The following is a 16,477-nucleotide window of genomic DNA, read 5'->3' as shown; positions in this document are numbered from 1 at the left end:
CCCATGTCAGCAGCGAATAGGGCCTTGCCATGAGCGCCACCGAACAACAGCAGACCCTGGCGCGCTTGCTCGCCTACCTCGAGAGCGATCCCGCCAATTCGGCGTTGCTGCGCGACTGCGCCGAAGCCGCGATGGCGGCGGGCGACGTCGCCGCGGCCGACGACTGCTATTCGCGTCTCGAAGCGGCCGACGGCCTTTCCGAAGGTGACGCCGCGGGGGCAGGCCTGGCCGCGATGCGCAACGGCCGGCCGGGGCGTGCCGTCGGCCTGTTCGAGGATCTGAGCGGCAAGCATCCGGGCGATCCCGCGCTGCGGTTCAATCTTGCCTGGAGCCTGGCGCTCGACCGGCAGTTCGAGCGCGCCGGCGACCTGCTCGACGATGCGACCGTGGCGGCGCTGCCGCAGGCCGCGATGCTCGATCTGCAACTGGCGCATGAGCGTGGCGATTTCGATGGCGCCGCAGCGAAGATCGCGCCTTATCTGGCCGCGCATGCCGGTTATGCGCCGCTGCAGGCGGCCGTGTCGGTGCTCGCAATGGACCTCGATGACGAGGATTTGGCGCGCGCAGCGGCAACCGCCGGGGGCGATCACCCCGATGCGCTGACGACGTTGGGGACACTCACGCTTGGCGATGGCGCGCCCGAAGACGCGCGCCGGATGCTCGAAAGAGCCTTGGCGCAGAATGACCAGTCACCCCGCGCCTGGATGGGGCTGGGACTCGCCAACCTCAGCCTGGGTGCGACCGGGGAGGCACTGCAGCAGATCGACCATGGTGCCGCGCTCTTCGAGGATCATCTCGGCAGCTGGATCGCCGCGGGCTGGGCCTATCTGATCACCGGCGACCGCGATGCTGCCGAGGCGCGCTTCGCGACCGCGATGGCGCTCGACGAAAATTTCGCGGAATGCCATGGCTCGCGCGCGACGATCCAGGCCTTGAAGGGCGAACGCGAGGCCGCGGAGCGGAGCATCGCCGTCGCCTTGCGTCTCGACCGGCAATGCTTCTCGGCCGCTTTTGCGGCGATGATCCTCGCTTCGTCGCAGGGCGACGCCGACAAGGCCGGACAGATACTCGAGCATGCGCTCGACCAGCCGCTCGACGAACAGGGCCGGACGCTGCGGACATTGCTGACCCGTATCGCGCGATAGGCCGGCCGGTCGCTGCCCGGACGAGGCGGCGGTCAGTCCTTCAGCTCTTGCCGCGCGGCGGTGAGCAGCGCCTTGCCCGCTTCGTCATGCGTGAGCATCTCGGTAATTCTTGATACGAGCTGCTGGAACTTCGGGTCGTTGACCAGCGCTTCGCCCAGTTCCTCGATCAGCAGGCCCTGGATCATCGACCGTTCCACATCCTCGTCGCTGAGCGTGTCGATCTGCGCGAGCGCGCGAATGCGCTGGATGTTCGACCGGTCATCCTGCGCGGTGCCGCTGACCGACCTGGCTTTCTGGCCCTTCTTGAGTTCGGCGGCACGCTCCAGCTTCTGACGAAGCAGGATCATGATATGGTCGGAGGAGGATATTCGGGTCATCGGCGTTAGTGCGTGGTGCCGGACGAAAATTGCCCAAGCAGGAAGGATGTCGCCGACTCGCTGGTGTCGCCAGCGGGCGCCGCGCCGCTGTCGAGCATCTTGCGGCACTCCGCGATCAGCAGGCCGATGTCGTGATTCATCGGAGGATTGTCGTGGTTTATCGCCATGCCCGCTTCGAATTCCCCGATTGCGGCCTCGAACTCGTCGCGGACCAAATGGGTCAGGCCCTCGACGAAACGGCGCAGATAATTGTCCTTGGGGAGCTTGAGCAACGGCCCCCAGGTCGCGAGCGCCTTGTCCGCTTCCCCCGACGTCAATTCGAAGAAGCCGAGTTGGTAGCGCGCGACCGCGAAGTCCGGCGCCAGTTCGACGGCTTTCTGCAGCGACAGGTGGGCCTCGATCGTCCGCTGCTTTCCGACGAGCGTCGACCCCTTCATGAAATGCAGTCGCGGGTCCTCGGGAAAGGCGCTCAGCAGCCGGTCGATCTTTTCGACGTCATGATGATCGTCGCTGCCGATCGCTTCGATCAGCTCGGCCATTTGCTGATCGCTGCACAATTTGCTCATCTCAAACCCTCTTCTTCACCGGCTTTTCGCCATTTGTTTGTGCAGCTTTCCAAGCGCGCGCGAATGGATTTGCGACACGCGGCCGTTGGACAATCCCAAGATTAGGGCGATCTGCCGGAATGCGACACCGTTCAAATAATGCTGCTGCACGACAAATGCCTCATTGGCAGGCAACCTGGCGATGCTTTCGCGCAGGGCCAGTTCGGTCTGTTTCCACGCCAGCGTGTCATAGGCGGTAGGTTCGCTTGCACTGACCTGCTCGACTTCTTCCTGCCGCCACTCCTCGATGATCAGCCCGATCGCCAGCGTCGCCGCCAGCTTGGAGAGTTGCTGCAACGCGCTCCCGCCATCTTCGGGCATCTCGGCCATCAGCGATTTCAACCGGTCGCGCTCCGCGCGCCGACGATAGGCAGCGTTGGCGCCGGTTTCACTGAACTTGCTTAGGCCGTTAGCGATGCTGCCGGCAATGCGCGGGCGGGCGAAGGAACGAAACGGCGTGGTGCGCAGCGGCTCGAAACGGTCGATGGCCTGGAGCAGGCCCTCATATGCGAATTGTTCGACATCACCCAATTCATAATTGTCGCGAGGGCGGGACAGATAACGATCGCGGGCAATCGCGCGTGCGAAGCGGGCATAGTGCGAGAAAATCTTCCCGCGCGTTCGCGCAAGGTCGGCGAGCGCGTTCCGCCACAGGGCAGCCTCCACCCTTTCGGGTCGCACCACCAGGTCCAGACCATGCCGGGCGCGCGGACGCTTCATCTGAAACTTCCGGCCAGCCCCTGTATCACCAGACTCCAGCCGTCGATCAGCAGGAACATCAGGATCTTGATCGGCAGCGAAATCGTCGTGGGCGGGACCATCATCATCCCGAGCGCGAGGAGGATGCTCGACACCACCAGATCGATCAGCAGAAAGGGGAGCAGGATGACGAAGCCGATGCTGAACGCGACCCTGAGCTCGTTGAGCATGAAGGCCGGAATCAGCTTCTGCATTTCGACGTCCGCGGCGGTCGCCGGCAGTTCCGAGCCCGAGAGGCTGTAGACGGTGGCAATGTCCTTTTCGCGCGTCTGGCGCAGCATGAAGGTCTTGAGCGGTGTAGAGCCGGCCTCCATCGCCTGCGTGACGTTTGACCTGCCGTCGAGAAGCGGCTGCAGGCCGGCGCTGCTGACCTGGGTCAGCACGGGCCCCATGGTGAAGATCGTCATGAAGATCGCAAGGCTGGTCAGGACCGCGTTGGGCGGCGTCTGGGGCATGCCGAAGGCGTGACGGATCATCGCCAGCACGACGATGATGCGCAGGAAGCTCGTCGTGCAAATGAGCAAGGTCGGCAGGAATGCCATGAGCGTCAGCACCAGCGCGGTGCGCACGACACCGCTGCTGCCCGATTGCGGGATGTCGGGCATGATCGCCGTCGCCGCCCACGCGTCGCTCGGCACGAGCAAAGCTGTTGCGGCGGCCAGACAGACGGCCCATGGGATCGCGCGCGTCATGCCGGCAAATCTTCCGGGGCTGGCTGCGGTGCGGCCGATCTGTCGAGCAGCGTCGTCCCGCCCGGCCCGACGGCGACCAGATATCGTTCGCCCGCGTAATCGAAGATGCACAGGTCCGCCGACAGGTTGATGCGGCGGGTTTCGACGATTGCGATTTGCCGCGTCGCGAGGTTTAGCGCTCGTGGCAGGAATGAGGTCGCGTTTGGAAGCCGGCCCGAGCGAATCCGGCGCAATATGAGGATCAGTGCAACGGCGATCCCGATGCACAGCAACCAGGCGCCGAAGATACGCCAAAGCGAAAGACCGGCGCCCACGGTTCCGTCATCGGGCGCGGTTGCAGCCCTCAGAAATATGCTGTTCCAGATCGTCATCGTAAAAATCCCAGCCTGGGCGTCACTGGCTGATGCTGGTCACACGAACCGCGAAGTTGTCGGCGACCGCAACGATTTCGCCGAAGCCGATGGTACGGCCGTTGACGCGCAGTTCGACCGGATCGCTGAGCGACGTCGTCAGGGGCACCAGATCGTCCTCCACCAGCGCTTTGAGTTCGCCGATGGTGGTTTGCCGACTGCCCAGTACGGCCTCGATTTCGACCTCGACATGGTCGAGCAGCAGCGAGGCTTCGCGCTTGCCGGAACCAGCCTCTTTTGTCTTCGTCATGGAAACTCAACCTTGCATTTTTCAGGAATATAGGGTGCCGATGGTTGCCGGTGTGACGGCGCGGGGAAAGGCAACCTGCCCCTCCACCGTCAGGTCAAAAGAGGCCTCCCGGCTCGCATTCAGGACCAGAACGTCACCCACGGCGAGATCGAGAAGATCCGAATAGGGCAGGCGTGCGAGCCCTACCCGGGCTGCGCACTCGACCTGATTGGTGGATACGGCTTCGGCGAGCGCGGTCAGGGCCGGTAACGACCTTTGCGGCTGTATTCCTTCCCTTATGATTTCCACCAGCAATTCGGAGGAGGCGAGGAGACGCACAACGGCAAGGCCGGCGTCATCGTCGAGCGTCAATTCGAACAGGTCATGACCGTCCCCGGCGACCGACGCGCCGTCCGCGACGTTCGGCCGATTGTGGAGCCGGGAGAGACGGTCCTCAAGATCGGATAAGATCGCTCCGCCGGACGTGCGCAGCAACTGCTGGTCCTGCGCATGCAGCGGTGCTCGCGATGCGGGCAGTGTCAGCAGCGCCTCCGCGACGGTCAGATCGGCCTCGTGCCGATACAAAAGCGCCAGTCCGGGCATGACGGGCTTGGCCGGACCCAGGCCCGCGGCGCCGGCCGCCGGGTTCTTCTCGCAGCGCACCCATCGTTCGGCCGCTTTCAGCGGAGGCTTCACGAACCAATGCGCCGACCAGCCGGCGATGACCTCTGCGAACGCCGCGACGGCGCGCCACGACGTCAGGCAGGAATCGGGAAGCCAGGGCCGGGCTTCGATCATCCCTGGCCTCGGATGCCGAAGAGTTGCTGGATCATGTCGTTGGATGCGCTGATGATCTGCGATGACGCCTGGAAGCCGCGCTGGATGAGGATGAGGTCGCCGAACTGCCCCGACAGGTCGACGTTTGAGGCCTCGAGACGGCGCGAAAGGATGCTGCCGACGCGCGTGTCGGAGGCGGCGAGGAATTGCTCCTGGCCATAGCCGTCGGAGACGAACAGTCCGTTGCTGCGCTGCTCGAGCCGCTGCGGATCGCGGAAGTCGGCGATCGCGATCGCTCCCAGTTCCTTCTTCTGGTCGTTCGAATAGGTGATTTCGAGTTCGCCTTCCTGGTTGACGGCCAGCTTGGCGATCGTTCCGGTGGCGTGGCCGGTCACTTTCGCGGCGCGCAGCGTCGACACGCTTCCCGACGAGAAGGAGCGGACATTGGCCGAGAAGTCGAAGGTGACGCTGAGCCCCTGTGCTGCGTCCTCGAACAACAGGTTGGTCGTCGACGGATCAACAAGTCCGTTGGCGAATTTCAGTTCCTTGGTCCCGATAACGGTTCCTGCGGCGTTGGTGACCTTGACGCTCCACACATTGGGAACCGCCTCTGCCCGGGTAAAGTCGATCGTCCAGACGCTCTCGGCGCCGCTGGCGTTGTACACCTTGATGTCGGAGAGCTTGTAACTTGTCGCGGTTGACGACAGATTGTCGGCGAAGCTGATCTTGTCGGTTGCCACCGGGGCATTCGTCCGCGCACCATCGATGTTCAGCGATACCGGCCGTCCGCTGTCGTCGAGGACCGCGAGCCGGTAATCGGTCCCGTTCAGGACGATGAACCCGTCGTCATTGACCGAGAAGCTGCCGGTCCGCGCATAATAGACTTGATCGCCATCCTGCAGGACAAAAAAGCCGTTACCGTCGATCGCGAGGTCGAGATCGCGGTCGGTCTGGCGAAGCTCGCCTTGCGCGAAATTGATTGTAGCGCTGTTCAGACCGACACCGTGCCCGCCGCCGGCAAACCCATAGCCATATTCGAGCCCGCCGTTGCTCCCGGTTCCCGTGATGTCGGAAAAGGTGACGTTCGCGGATTTGAAACCGGTCGTGTTCAGATTGCTGACGTTGTTGCTCACGGCCTTGAGGCCGTTCGAGTAGGCGGTCAGGCCGCTGAGCCCGATGTAGATGGCGCCGAACATATCAATTGCCCTCCCTGATTTGCGTGACCGAGCTCAACGGAATGTTGCTGATCGTCTGGTTGTTGGCGAGCTGGAGCGTGAGGGTCGGTACGCCATCGGCAAAGGCGATCGCCGTCACCTTGCCGCTGACCACCGAGGCACCTGCCGGAATGTCCACCCTCTTGCCGAGCAGGGTTGCCGCCTGAGCGGTCGACTGCGCCGAGACCAGGGTTTTGAGACTGTCGCTCATCGACTGGGTTTGCTGGATCTGCGAAAATTGCGCGAGTTGCGAGACGAACTGAAAATTGTCCATCGGCTTCAGCGGATCCTGATAGGTCAGCTGGGTCAACACGATCTTCAGCAAGGACTCGAAGCTAAGTCCGAACGCGTCGGTCGCATTGGTCGAGCCCGTGCCCGTCGTTGACGTTGCGGGCACGCTCCCCCCTATGGCGTCCGCAGCTTGCAGCATCATTGTCCCACCCCTTCGAAATCGATCATCTGTTCGGAAATGTCATAGCCGTGCGCGCGCATCAGCTTTGCGATGCGGCCCGTGATCTCGCTGCGATCGGCCGCCTCCATTTTGAGGCCGCGTACCGCCACGCGCGGCTGCGCGCCCTCGGTATGGACATGCACGCTCACGCTCGCGCCTAGCGCAAAGGCAATCGGCCCACCGGACAGACGCGAAGGCGCCCGTGGTGCGTCGGCGCGCTCGCGTGGTGAGACCGGCTGCGCGGACGAGCGCGGTGGCCGCGATCCGATAGCGGCTACGGGAGGGATGGCGGCTGGGCTTGCCGAGCCAAGGCGTGCGATCGCCGGCGCAGCGGAGCCCAGGAGCGATGAGCCAAGTGCTGCTGCTGGAGCGCGCATATCACCAGAGCCGGCTTCGGTGTGGTTGAGCGTGAGGCCGGGCTCGCCGGACCCCTGCGCGCCAGCGAGGTCGGCGCGCGCGCCGACAATGGCCTGCATGGCGCCCGCGGCGGCCAGGTCGACCGAAACGGGCGCGATCAGCGGCATCGATTCGAAGCTTGCCGCTTGGGCTTGGTCGTCGCTCCGGTTGTAGGTGGGCGCGGCATCGTTCGCCAGCCCCGCGGCGGTTGGCGGTGACGGCCGAAGAAAGGCGGCGAAGCGCTGATCGCGCGGCGGCGCCGACGGAACGGACTTGGCGTTCGTGGAGGGCTGCGCTGGCTTGGCGGGCGGTGAATGCGAAATGATCATCGGGCCATGCTCCCGCTCGCGGCGAGCGCCATGATGTCGACCGCGGCTTTGTCTTCGGCCGTCTGGACAAGCTTGCGGTGCAGTTGACGCCGCTTGCCGTCGATCGCGCGCGACCGAACGCGATGACCGTGCCATCCGGTGCGCGCGGCCGCCTCCGACTCCTTGGCTTGACGCTCCGCTTCGCGCTTTTCGGTGAGCCGATCTTCGGCGATCAGGATCGTCAGACCCGCGCGCCGCATCGCGTCGGGATCGAACGACGCAGCAGCGAGCATGTCGTCGAAATCCCTTTCGCTCGTCTGCAACTGCCGCCGGCTCGCTTCGGCGGCTTCCTCCGCCGCGACCAGCGCATGCATCGCGTCTGCGAGTTCGGCCCGCGCGGCGGCGACCTGCAGCCGCTGCACGGCGCCGAGGCCGGTCAACGTCGCGAAATGCCGTTTCCTATCCATGCACGGCCTCGCTTCCGAGGAGCAGCCCCAGCTGCCTGCCCGCGCTCGCCGGATCGGCGCAATCGTCCGGCGCCTGGCGCAGATAGCGGTTCAGTCCCGGCAGCTTGGCGATCGCCTCGTCGATCGCAGTGCTGCTGCCGGCGCGATAGACCCCGCTTTCGACCATCGTCCTCGCTTCTTCATATTCGGCGAGCAGCGCGTGCGTCCGCCGGGCGCGTGCCAGTCCGTCGCGGTCCAGCAGCCGCGATGCGAGGCGGCTGACGCTGGCGCCGATGTCGATCGCCGGAAAATGCCCTTTCTCCGCGAGCCGCCGCGACAGGATGATATGGCCGTCGAGCAGCGATTTCATCAGCTCGACGATCGGGTCGTCGACATCGTCGGTTTCGCTGAGCACGGTGAAGATTGCGCTGATCGCGCCACCGCCGCGCACCGCCCCGCAACGCTCGACGATCTGCGGCATGAAGGCGAAGACATTGGGCGTCAGCGCGCGAAGCGTCGGCGGTTCGCCCGCCGCCAGCCCGAGCTCGCGAAGCGCCAGCGCCAGGCGCGTGATGCTGTCGATGAACAGCACGACATGCTTGCCTTGCCCCCGCCAATATTCGGCCATCGCCAGCGCCTGCTCGACCGCCCGCACGCGCATCGTCGCGCTCTCGTCGGACGTCGCCGCGACGATCGTCACCGGCGCGCCGTCCTTTTTCGCCCTATGCGCTGCCCACAGCGCTTCGACTTCGCGCCCGCGTTCCCCGACGAGGCAGAGGATCACATGGTCGCAGGAAATCTGCTGCGACAGCTGCTCGATCAGGCTCGTCTTGCCGACGCCGCTCGCCGCGAAGATACCGATGCGCTGGCCCTCGCCGATCGGCAGGATCGTGTCGATCGCCCGCACGCCGGTCGCGATCGCCCGATCGGGCGTGACCCGGTCGAGCGTCGCGGCCATGACCGCCTGCCGATCGACGCGATGCGTATCGGCGGGCGTGCCGCCGCCGTCGATCGGCCGTCCCAGCGCGTCGATCGCCCGGTTCGCCAGCCCATCGCCCACCATCAAGCCCGAAAAACGGCGCGAGGCGACGACCCGCGCCCCAAGCTCGACGCCCGAACTCGTGCCGAGCGGCATCAGCAGCAGCCGGTCGGGTTCGACCGCGACGACCTCGGCCAGCAGGGCAGGGCTACCGCGCTGGTCTATCTCGCAATAGTCGCCGAGCCGGGCGAGCGGACCCCGGGCCTCGACCCGCGTCCCCGCTATGCGGCTGATACGCCCGCTATATTCGGCAAAATCCTCGGCCTCGATCAGGCGCAAGACATGGGCCGGCATCATCGTCCGTCTCCGCGGGTTGCCAGATCGTCGAAGAAGGCGAGCAATTTGCGGCCTTGCAGCGCGGGGCCGACCTCCATGTCGCCGAGCCGCAGTTCGAAAACGCAGCGACCGCTTGCCAGCTTGGGATCCGCGGAAATCTTGGTCGCCCCATCCGGTCCGGCCAGCCGGCTCAACGCGTCCGTGTCGGGAAAGTCGGCGGCGCTGACCCGGATATGGAGCAGCAAAGCTGCATCGACCTGCTCCCGGCGCTGCGCGATGATGTCTGCAATCATCGCGGGCCACTGGCCGGCGTCGCCCAGGATTTTGCCGAGTGCCGAACGTGCGATCATCAGCGCCGTGGTCGATGCGCCATCCAGAGCCTCGCTCGCCGCCGTGCGGGCAGCGCGGGCTGCGTCGCCGATCGCCGCGAGCAGCGCATCGCTCTCGCGCCGGCCCGCGGCCAGGCCCTCGGCGTGCGCCGATTGCCGCGCCCTTTCCAGATCGATCGCATGTTGCCGCTGTACTGCGGCTTGCTCGCTTTGCGCATCGCGCAGCGCGGCCTCGAGGCCGGCTATCCTGAGGTCATCGGGCGATGGCGCATCGATCACGGCGGCCTTGGGCGGGGTCTGGCCCGGCATGGCGACCGACCGCACGCGCCGCAGGCCATGATCGTCGCTGCGCTTGATCAGCGCGCTCACAGGTCGAGGTCCTTCGACCATTGCTGCCAGCGCCGCTGCGCCGTAGCGGTCCAGCTTTCGCGCGCGGGTTGCGCCGCGCGGATCTCGCGTGCGCTGTCGAGCAGCAGCTTCGCGCCGGCGGATGACATCGCCAAGGCGGCCGGCGGCGATTCCGCCTGGGCTTCGATCGCGCGGAGCGCCGTTGCCATACGCGGCGAGAAGAGCGTCCAGCTATCGGGGCGTGCCGCGTCGCCTGCGGCTCCGTTCTCGGCATCGGCCGCAATCATCGCCATCAGGTCGCCGCGCTGATCGTCCGACATGCGCGCGAGGATCGCCTTGCGATCGGCGCGCGGCAGACGGTGCCATCGCTGGAAAAGGGGCGATTGCTCAGCCACGCCGCTCGTTCCGATAGATTTCGATTTCCTCGGCAAGGACGTCCGCGAAATGCTGCCGTTCGGGGTCGCTGAGCGAGCCGCGCTGCCGCCAGACCAGCCACAACACAACCGCGATCAGGCCGAAGAGCAGCCACAGCCAGCGGTTCGCGAGGATATCGCTCGGGAAGCTTGTGCTCGATGCCGGTGCGGCGGCGGGCGCAGGCGCGGGCGGGGCGCTCCAGGCCGTGCTTTGGGGCACGGCGCCTTGGAGGGCCGGCTCGGGGCGGATAACGCCCGTCTCGAAACCGATGGCGTCGCCGGTCCCCAAATCGAGCCCGAGCTGGCTCACGAGACGCTCGATTGCTGCCGCCTGATCCGCGGCGGAAAGGGCCGCCTCGGTACGGACAAGTATCTGCAGGCGTCGAGCCGGTTCGTCGGCGGTCGCGCCGCCGGTCGCTCCATCCGCAACCCCGCCGCCCGCAGGCGACGAGGCCGGTCGCGCCGACACCCGGATTTCGAACGGCCGGTCGCCCATCAAGTCGCGAACGGCGTTGGTTGCCTTGATCCGGCTATATTGTTCGAAGGCGCCGCGTTCGGTCACCGCCCCGTGCACAGCGGGCGCGGCGGGCGGCGCGCTCAGCGGCATGCCGGCGTCATCGAGGATCACCACCTGCTCGGCCGACAGGTCGGTGACCGCGGCCGCGACCAGCTGCTGGAGTCCGAGGACACGGTTTTGCGCGAGCGGCTGGCCATCGGCGGTCTGCACGGTGATCGCGGCGGAAGGGCGCGCCTGCTCGTTTCGGAAAATGCTGCGCTCGGGAAGCGCGAGGTGGACCCGGGCGAAGCGGATATTCTCCATCGCCATGATCGTGCGGGTCAATTCGCCCTGCAAGGCCCGCAGATAGTTCATCTTCTGCGAAAATTCGGACAAGCCGATGTCCGAATCATTGAACAGTTCGAAGCCGACGTCGCCGCCGCCAAGCACATTGGCGGCCGCGACCGCGACGCGCGCCGCAGCGATTTCATCCTTGTCGACGAGCACGGTGTGGCCGTCGTCCTTCAGCCGATAGGCGATGCCCTGCTTGCCCAGTTCCGCCGTCACCGCCGAGGTGTCGGACTCGCGAAGATTTTCGAACAGGACCGCATAATCCTTCGCGAACACGAAGAAATAGAGGAGGATGAGCAGCGACGACACGGCGGCGAAGGCCACCAAGCCAAAGCGGAGATAGCGTTGCGACGGGGGAGTTTTTGGCGTGACCATGGTAGATGTCAAAGCTGCATGTTCATCAGTTCGCGATAGCCTTCGACCAGCCGGGTGCGGACCTGCATCGCAAGTTCGACCGCCATGCGCGCTTCCTCGAGCGCGATCGTCACCTGATGGACCGGCATCGATTCATCGACCGCGAACCGGCGGACGAGCATGTCCGCGCGGGCGATCTTGGCGTCGGCGGCGGCAAAACCGCCGGTCAGCAACGCTTCGAAACTTGCCGGAGCGGCGGTGGCGGACGGCGTGTGCGGCTGCCCGAAATCAATGGCGACGGGTGACGTTGCGGCGGCGATCGGGGCGATTTCCATCATGACTGCCGACCGATCTGCAAGGCGCTATTGTACATCTGCAGCGCCGCCGACATCGCGACCAGATTGGCCTCATAGGCCCGGCTGGTCTTGACCATCAGCGTCATCTCTTCGGCCTGGCTGATGGCGGGATAGCTCACATAGCCCGCTTCGTCGGCATCCGGGTGGCGCGGATCGAACACCTGCCGCGCGCCGTTCGTCGCGACAGCGACGTCATAGACCGCAACGCCGCGCGGCGCCTGGCCCGACTGCAGCCCTTGCGTTACGAGGCGATCGAAGCTCGCCGCCGGACCCGATACGAGCTTGCGTGGAAGGTAGCCGCCGTCTCCGGTCCGGCTGGTGTTCACATTGGCGATATTCTGCGCGATGACCTGGAGCCGCTGCCATTCGACGTCCATGCCGCTGCGGCTGATCGCGAAGGCGTCCATTACTGGCCTCCCCGGATCGCGGCGCGGTGGATCTGCATCTGCCGCCCCAATATATCGACCAGCGCCGCATAGCGGGTCGAGGTCTGCGCCGCATCGGCCATTTCCATGTCGAGCCGCACCGCGGTGTCGGTGGTGCCTGCATCGAGGCTCAGGATTTGCGCCCGGCTGCCCTCGATCGCATCCAGCCCCTGCGTCGCCGCGGCGCGCAATTCCTGCTCGAACGAGACCTTGCGCGGGGCGAAGTCGCGCGAGTTCACATTGGCGATATTCTCGGCGATGACGGCGGCGCGCAGATGCAGGCCGTCGAGCGCCTTGCTGATCAATGCTGCGGATATCGGATCCATGGGCTTTCCTATTGAACGATGATTTCGGCGTGGAGCGCTCCGGCGGTCTTCATCGCCTGGAGGATGCTGATCGTGCGCCGCGTATCGACGCGGGCACGTGCGAGCCCCTCGACCAGCGCGGCGACGCTGCTGTCGGGAAAGGTCATCGCATGGTCGTTGCCGCCCTGGTCGACCTCCAGCTTGGTGTTGCTGACGATCAGGCTTTGCACGTCGGAGGCGAAGCCGCCGATGAAGCTGGGTTGTGAGGCGTAATTTTCGGTGCTGACCGCGACCTTGATGTCGCCCTGCGACACGACGACGCTCGACACCCGGACATCGCCGCCCGCGACGATCGTGCCGGTGCGCTCGTTGATCACGATGCGTTGCGGCCGGTCGGGCGACACGGCAAGCCCCTCGATCGTCGCGACGAACGACGCCAGCTGGGTGCGGTTGCCGGCAAAGCGGATGACCACTTCGTCGGCATTGCGGACCTCTGCCGTTCCGGGCCCCATCGCTCCGTTGATCCGCCCCGCGATGCGCTGGGCGGTGGTGAAGCTGGGCTCGCCGAGCAGGAAGGAGATTTCGCCGCGCTCGTTGAGCACTGACGCGTCGACCGCCGCCTCGACCGTCGCGCCGCCGGGCACGATGCCCGAGGTCGGGTAATTGCGCTGCTGCCGATTGGCGTTGGCCTCGAAATCGAAGCCGCCCACGGTGAGCGACCCTTGGGCGAGGGCATAGGGGCGCTGGTCGGGGCCGAGGAGCGGGGTCATCAGCAGGGTACCGCCGGCAAGCGAGCGCGCGTCGCCGATCGACGAGATGCTGATATCGATCCGGTCGCCGGGATTGGCGGAAGCGGGAAGCGTCGCGGTCACGATCACCACCGCGACGTTGCGGCTGTTGATCTGCTCCTCGGTCACCACCGTGCCAAGGCGCGCGAGGACGTTGCGCAGAGCCTGGCGCGTCACTTCGCTGCGCCGCGTATCGCCCGATCCGGCAAGGCCGGTCACCAGGCCATAGCCGATCAGCGCATTCTGGCGCCAACCGGCAAATCGTCCGAGCGCCGTCAGCTGGACGTCGCTGGCCATCGCCGGCGCGGGCGTTCCGGCGACGACAACGGCAGCGGCCACAAAGAGGGAGAGGAGGCGCCGCATGTCAGCCGATTCCCAAAAAGCTGAAGATGCGGTTGATCAGACCGGGCTTGGCGCTTCGGCTGACGAAGCCCTTGCCGTCGAAGTCGATCTGCGCATCGGCGATCCGCGACGAGGCGACGCTGTTGTCGGCGGTGATGTCGACCGGCCGGATCCGCCCGCGAATGCGGATGTTGCGGTGCTCGCCGTTGACCAGCATATTATGCTGGCCCTCGATCAGGAAATCGCCGTTCGGCGCGAGCCCCGTCACCTGCGCGGTCATGCGGGCGACCAACTGTTCCGAACGCGACACCTCGCCGGTGCCGCTGAAGGTTCCGCCGAAACCCAGGCTGCCGCGCTCGTCGATCGATCCCGCGCTCAGCCCGCCTTGCAGCTGGGTCTGCTTGCTCGTGCGGTTGGTCACGCGGTTCGACGCGCTCGCATTCTCGAAAATGACGATGGTGACGGCATCGCCGATGCCGCCGGCCTTGATGTCGGACGCGATCGACGGAAAGGATCCGCCCCTGTACAAATCTTCGGCGGCCACCGGCCCCGCGATGGCGCACAGCGCCAAGCCTGCGAGCGCGGTCATTCCATTCCTCGTCATTGCGCCCCTCCGTCATCTGCCAGCCTGGCCGCAACGATTTCCCCGTCGGACAGCCGCACGAAGGCGCGCCGCCCGGCCCGGCCCGGCTGGATCAATATCGCCGTGCGGTCGATGGTGACCGGTCCGACCCGGGTGCGCAGCGTCATCGTGCCGCCCGCCGGCTGCGGCAGCGCTGCGGGAACGGCGACAGGGCCGAGATAGCTTCCCGCCGCCAGCGCGGTGGCCGCGGTGGGCGCGCGCGCCGCATGATCATAGGACAGCCGGGCGCGGGACTTGTCCGCATCGCAGGGTGTCGAAACGACGCGCGTCATGTCGATCGCGTCGCCTGCCGCGACGGGCTGATTCAAGGCAAGGCAGGGCCGCGGCGAGTCGGTACGATCGCTGCGGGCAAATTCGACGCGCAGCGGGCCATGCCTTTGCGGCGCGAGCCTGGCCGTCGGCAGGCGGCGACGCAGAAGCTCCATCTGCTCGGCCTCGGTCAGCTCGATGCGCGTCGCGTTGCCCGGGGCACGAAGCAGCCGGAAGTCGCCGGATGTCCCCGCCGGAATGCGGTCGGCCGCCACCAGGTGGCGCAGCAGCAGATAGTCGCCCTGCACCGCCAGCGAGGCCCGCTCGGGCAGGGCGTCTCCGACCGGCAGCGCTGCCGCCTGAAACCATAGAAGCCACAGCATGATCGTCTATCGTTTCAGGCTGTTGGTAATGCCGGCAAGCTGGTCGGCCGCCTGAATGATCTGGGCGCTCGCCGCGAAGGCGCGCTGGACCGTCAGCAGATCGACCATCTCTTCGCTGAGATCGACATTCGAATTCTCGATCCGCCCTTGCGCGAACAGGCCTGCGCCGTCTTCTCCGGGGCTCGCATCGATCAGCCGGGCACCCTCGGCCGGGCGGTAAAGGCTGCGGTCGAGGCGATCGAGATCATTTCCGTCGGTGACACGTACCAGGGAGAGCTGGCCCAGTTCGACGCCCTGGCTTTCCGGCAGATCGGCCTTGACGGTGCCGTCGGCCATGATTTCGAGGTTGGTCGCATCGTCGGGGACCGTGATGTTCGCATGCAGGGCATGGCCGCTATCGCTGGCCAGCAGACCATCCTCACGAACCTTGAGCGTCCCGCCACGCCACAGGAGAAGCTGGCCGTCCGGACCCATGAGTTCAATGAAGCCAGGGCCCTCGATGGCGAGGTCGAGACGGTTCCCGGTGACCCGGATATCCCCCTGATGAAAGATCATCTCGCGGGGCGCGAAGCGGACACCACCTGTGGGAAGATAGTCCTGCGAGGCGAGCAACGCCGTCTGACTGACCGGCTGTGCCTGCCGCGCCATCACCTCGGTGAAATTGCTGTCGACCCGTTTGTAGGTTGGCGTATTCACATTGGCGACATTGTTGGCGATCGTGTCCAGCGCGCGCTGTTGCGCGCGCAGTGCGACCGCGCCGATATCGAAGGCCCCGTTCATCGTCCTGCCCTCGCAAAGGTGGTTATCGCTTGGCCGATCAGCTGGTCGTAGGCCCGCACCAGCTGCGCAGCGCCCTCGGCCTGGCGTATATTGGCCATCAACGCGACCATCTCGTCGCTGAGCACGACATTGGAGGATTCGAGTGCGCCCTGCCGGATTTCGAACTCGGTATCGTCGACCGCAGCAGCTTCGCCCGCCGCCGGCATGAGGCCACCCGATGAGCGCAAATGGGCGCCTTCCGGTGCTGCAAAGACTCCGATCACGCCCACGGGGATGCCGCCGTCGAGCATTGTCCCGTCGCCTAGTATCTCGATCTTTTCGCCTTCGACGGTCGCGTCGCCCCCGGCAGCGAGTTGGAGCACCATGTCGTTGGCATCGCGGAGCGTGCCGTCGGTGCCACGGGAAAACTGGCCGGACCGGGTGAAGAAAAATTGATCGCCCTGACGAACTAGAAAGTGACCCGATCCTAAAATCGCCATATCAAACGGATTCCCGGTCTCCTTTAACGTGCCGGAAGACGGATCCTGAATGAAGTTCTGCGATGGATGTGGGGAATCCGCTCGATTCGCTTTTGAAGGTACATGTGAAATCGCAATATCGCGTTTGAATCCCGGCGTAGATATGTTAGATATGTTATTTGACAACTTTTCAGTTTTTCTTTCGGTGTTCATCAATATTGATGAAGCTGCATCAATTAAATCGCCCAACTCATGTCCCCCAATTTATGGTTAACAAATCATCGCCGTGGCCCCTTTGAGTCAAGGGTGCGAATGCCGTAATGCGCTGAACCG

24 protein-coding genes are annotated in these 16,477 nt (G+C 65.5%); 1 reads left to right on the top strand and 23 read right to left on the bottom strand.

All coding sequences use genetic code 11. The annotated features are described in order from the left end of the window. The first annotated feature begins 29 nt into the window (after positions 1 to 29). Entirely contained in the window at positions 30 to 1,145 is a 1,116-nt protein-coding gene (locus AC1RNQ_RS00195) for a tetratricopeptide repeat protein (protein ID WP_493167951.1), read from the top strand. 32 nt (positions 1,146 to 1,177) lie between these two features. Here AC1RNQ_RS00195 and AC1RNQ_RS00190 read toward each other — a convergent pair whose 3' ends face one another. Genes AC1RNQ_RS00190 through AC1RNQ_RS00080 form a run of 23 tightly spaced genes read right to left on the bottom strand, consistent with a single transcriptional unit; the run spans position 1,178 to position 16,393 of the window. Further along, positions 1,178 to 1,522, bottom strand: a complete 345-nt coding sequence (locus AC1RNQ_RS00190; protein WP_493167949.1) for a hypothetical protein — start codon at positions 1,520 to 1,522, stop codon at positions 1,178 to 1,180. A 5-nt stretch (positions 1,523 to 1,527) separates the two neighbouring features. Continuing rightward, complete coding sequence (locus AC1RNQ_RS00185) at positions 1,528 to 2,088, bottom strand: tetratricopeptide repeat protein (protein ID WP_493167947.1); 561 nt, start codon at positions 2,086 to 2,088, stop codon at positions 1,528 to 1,530. Between the two features lie 15 nt (positions 2,089 to 2,103). After that, positions 2,104 to 2,847 carry a sigma-70 family RNA polymerase sigma factor gene (locus tag AC1RNQ_RS00180; protein ID WP_493167945.1) on the bottom strand — a complete coding sequence of 248 codons (744 nt, stop codon included), beginning with the start codon at positions 2,845 to 2,847 and terminating at the stop codon, positions 2,104 to 2,106. After that, positions 2,844 to 3,578: a flagellar type III secretion system pore protein FliP gene (gene fliP / locus AC1RNQ_RS00175; protein ID WP_493167943.1), complete on the bottom strand. Its 735-nt coding sequence runs from the start codon at positions 3,576 to 3,578 to the stop codon at positions 2,844 to 2,846. The genes AC1RNQ_RS00180 and fliP overlap by 4 nt, the downstream gene beginning before the upstream one ends. After that, positions 3,575 to 3,949, bottom strand: a complete 375-nt coding sequence (locus AC1RNQ_RS00170; RefSeq protein ID WP_493167941.1) for a hypothetical protein — start codon at positions 3,947 to 3,949, stop codon at positions 3,575 to 3,577. The genes fliP and AC1RNQ_RS00170 overlap by 4 nt, the downstream gene beginning before the upstream one ends. A gap of 22 nt (positions 3,950 to 3,971) precedes the next feature. Beyond that, complete coding sequence (locus tag AC1RNQ_RS00165) at positions 3,972 to 4,238, bottom strand: FliM/FliN family flagellar motor switch protein (RefSeq protein WP_493167939.1); 267 nt, start codon at positions 4,236 to 4,238, stop codon at positions 3,972 to 3,974. Positions 4,239 to 4,259: 21 nt separating this feature from the next. Further along, positions 4,260 to 5,015, bottom strand: coding sequence for a FliM/FliN family flagellar motor C-terminal domain-containing protein (locus AC1RNQ_RS00160; protein ID WP_493167937.1), 756 nt, complete (start codon positions 5,013 to 5,015; stop codon positions 4,260 to 4,262). Then, complete coding sequence (locus AC1RNQ_RS00155) at positions 5,012 to 6,190, bottom strand: flagellar hook-basal body complex protein (RefSeq protein WP_493167935.1); 1,179 nt, start codon at positions 6,188 to 6,190, stop codon at positions 5,012 to 5,014. The genes AC1RNQ_RS00160 and AC1RNQ_RS00155 overlap by 4 nt, the downstream gene beginning before the upstream one ends. 1 nt (position 6,191) lies before the next feature. Beyond that, positions 6,192 to 6,641: a flagellar hook assembly protein FlgD gene (locus tag AC1RNQ_RS00150; protein ID WP_493167933.1), complete on the bottom strand. Its 450-nt coding sequence runs from the start codon at positions 6,639 to 6,641 to the stop codon at positions 6,192 to 6,194. Further along, positions 6,638 to 7,384, bottom strand: coding sequence for a hypothetical protein (locus AC1RNQ_RS00145; protein WP_493167931.1), 747 nt, complete (start codon positions 7,382 to 7,384; stop codon positions 6,638 to 6,640). Before AC1RNQ_RS00145 ends, AC1RNQ_RS00150 begins: the two co-directional genes overlap by 4 nt. After that, positions 7,381 to 7,803, bottom strand: a complete 423-nt coding sequence (locus tag AC1RNQ_RS00140) for a hypothetical protein (RefSeq protein WP_493167929.1) — start codon at positions 7,801 to 7,803, stop codon at positions 7,381 to 7,383. Before AC1RNQ_RS00140 ends, AC1RNQ_RS00145 begins: the two co-directional genes overlap by 4 nt. A 19-nt stretch (positions 7,804 to 7,822) precedes the next feature. Next, a complete protein-coding gene (locus AC1RNQ_RS00135) occupies positions 7,823 to 9,145 on the bottom strand; it encodes a FliI/YscN family ATPase (protein WP_493167927.1) in 1,323 nt (440 codons plus the stop codon). Further along, complete coding sequence (locus AC1RNQ_RS00130) at positions 9,142 to 9,822, bottom strand: FliH/SctL family protein (RefSeq protein WP_493167925.1); 681 nt, start codon at positions 9,820 to 9,822, stop codon at positions 9,142 to 9,144. The genes AC1RNQ_RS00135 and AC1RNQ_RS00130 overlap by 4 nt, the downstream gene beginning before the upstream one ends. Then, positions 9,819 to 10,196: a hypothetical protein gene (locus tag AC1RNQ_RS00125; RefSeq protein ID WP_493167923.1), complete on the bottom strand. Its 378-nt coding sequence runs from the start codon at positions 10,194 to 10,196 to the stop codon at positions 9,819 to 9,821. The genes AC1RNQ_RS00130 and AC1RNQ_RS00125 overlap by 4 nt, the downstream gene beginning before the upstream one ends. After that, entirely contained in the window at positions 10,189 to 11,385 is a 1,197-nt protein-coding gene (fliF, locus tag AC1RNQ_RS00120) for a flagellar basal-body MS-ring/collar protein FliF (protein ID WP_493167921.1), read from the bottom strand. Before fliF ends, AC1RNQ_RS00125 begins: the two co-directional genes overlap by 8 nt. Positions 11,386 to 11,444: 59 nt before the next feature. Continuing rightward, complete coding sequence (fliE, locus tag AC1RNQ_RS00115) at positions 11,445 to 11,753, bottom strand: flagellar hook-basal body complex protein FliE (RefSeq protein ID WP_493167919.1); 309 nt, start codon at positions 11,751 to 11,753, stop codon at positions 11,445 to 11,447. Next, the gene (gene flgC, locus AC1RNQ_RS00110; RefSeq protein ID WP_493167917.1) at positions 11,750 to 12,178 is read right to left on the bottom strand and encodes a flagellar basal body rod protein FlgC; all 429 of its coding nucleotides are present in this window, start codon (positions 12,176 to 12,178) and stop codon (positions 11,750 to 11,752) included. The genes fliE and flgC overlap by 4 nt, the downstream gene beginning before the upstream one ends. After that, entirely contained in the window at positions 12,178 to 12,522 is a 345-nt protein-coding gene (locus AC1RNQ_RS00105) for a flagellar basal body rod protein FlgB (protein ID WP_493167915.1), read from the bottom strand. The genes flgC and AC1RNQ_RS00105 overlap by 1 nt, the downstream gene beginning before the upstream one ends. A gap of 8 nt (positions 12,523 to 12,530) precedes the next feature. Then, on the bottom strand, positions 12,531 to 13,628 hold the full coding sequence (flgI, locus tag AC1RNQ_RS00100) for a flagellar basal body P-ring protein FlgI (protein WP_493167913.1): 1,098 nt from the start codon (positions 13,626 to 13,628) through the stop codon (positions 12,531 to 12,533). A gap of 25 nt (positions 13,629 to 13,653) precedes the next feature. Further along, the gene (locus AC1RNQ_RS00095) at positions 13,654 to 14,220 is read right to left on the bottom strand and encodes a flagellar basal body L-ring protein FlgH (RefSeq protein ID WP_493167911.1); all 567 of its coding nucleotides are present in this window, start codon (positions 14,218 to 14,220) and stop codon (positions 13,654 to 13,656) included. Positions 14,221 to 14,231: 11 nt separating this feature from the next. Then, complete coding sequence (locus AC1RNQ_RS00090; RefSeq protein ID WP_493167909.1) at positions 14,232 to 14,906, bottom strand: hypothetical protein; 675 nt, start codon at positions 14,904 to 14,906, stop codon at positions 14,232 to 14,234. Positions 14,907 to 14,912: 6 nt separating this feature from the next. Continuing rightward, positions 14,913 to 15,686 carry a flagellar hook-basal body protein gene (locus AC1RNQ_RS00085; protein ID WP_493167908.1) on the bottom strand — a complete coding sequence of 258 codons (774 nt, stop codon included), beginning with the start codon at positions 15,684 to 15,686 and terminating at the stop codon, positions 14,913 to 14,915. After that, a complete protein-coding gene (locus AC1RNQ_RS00080; protein ID WP_493167906.1) occupies positions 15,683 to 16,393 on the bottom strand; it encodes a flagellar hook-basal body complex protein in 711 nt (236 codons plus the stop codon). Before AC1RNQ_RS00080 ends, AC1RNQ_RS00085 begins: the two co-directional genes overlap by 4 nt. Positions 16,394 to 16,477: the final 84 nt, after the last annotated feature.

Source organism: Sphingopyxis sp. GW821-FHT12F08, from assembly GCF_058806755.1.
Note: the sequence above shows the minus strand (reverse complement) of the source record. Positions and strands in the feature narration are given on the sequence as shown.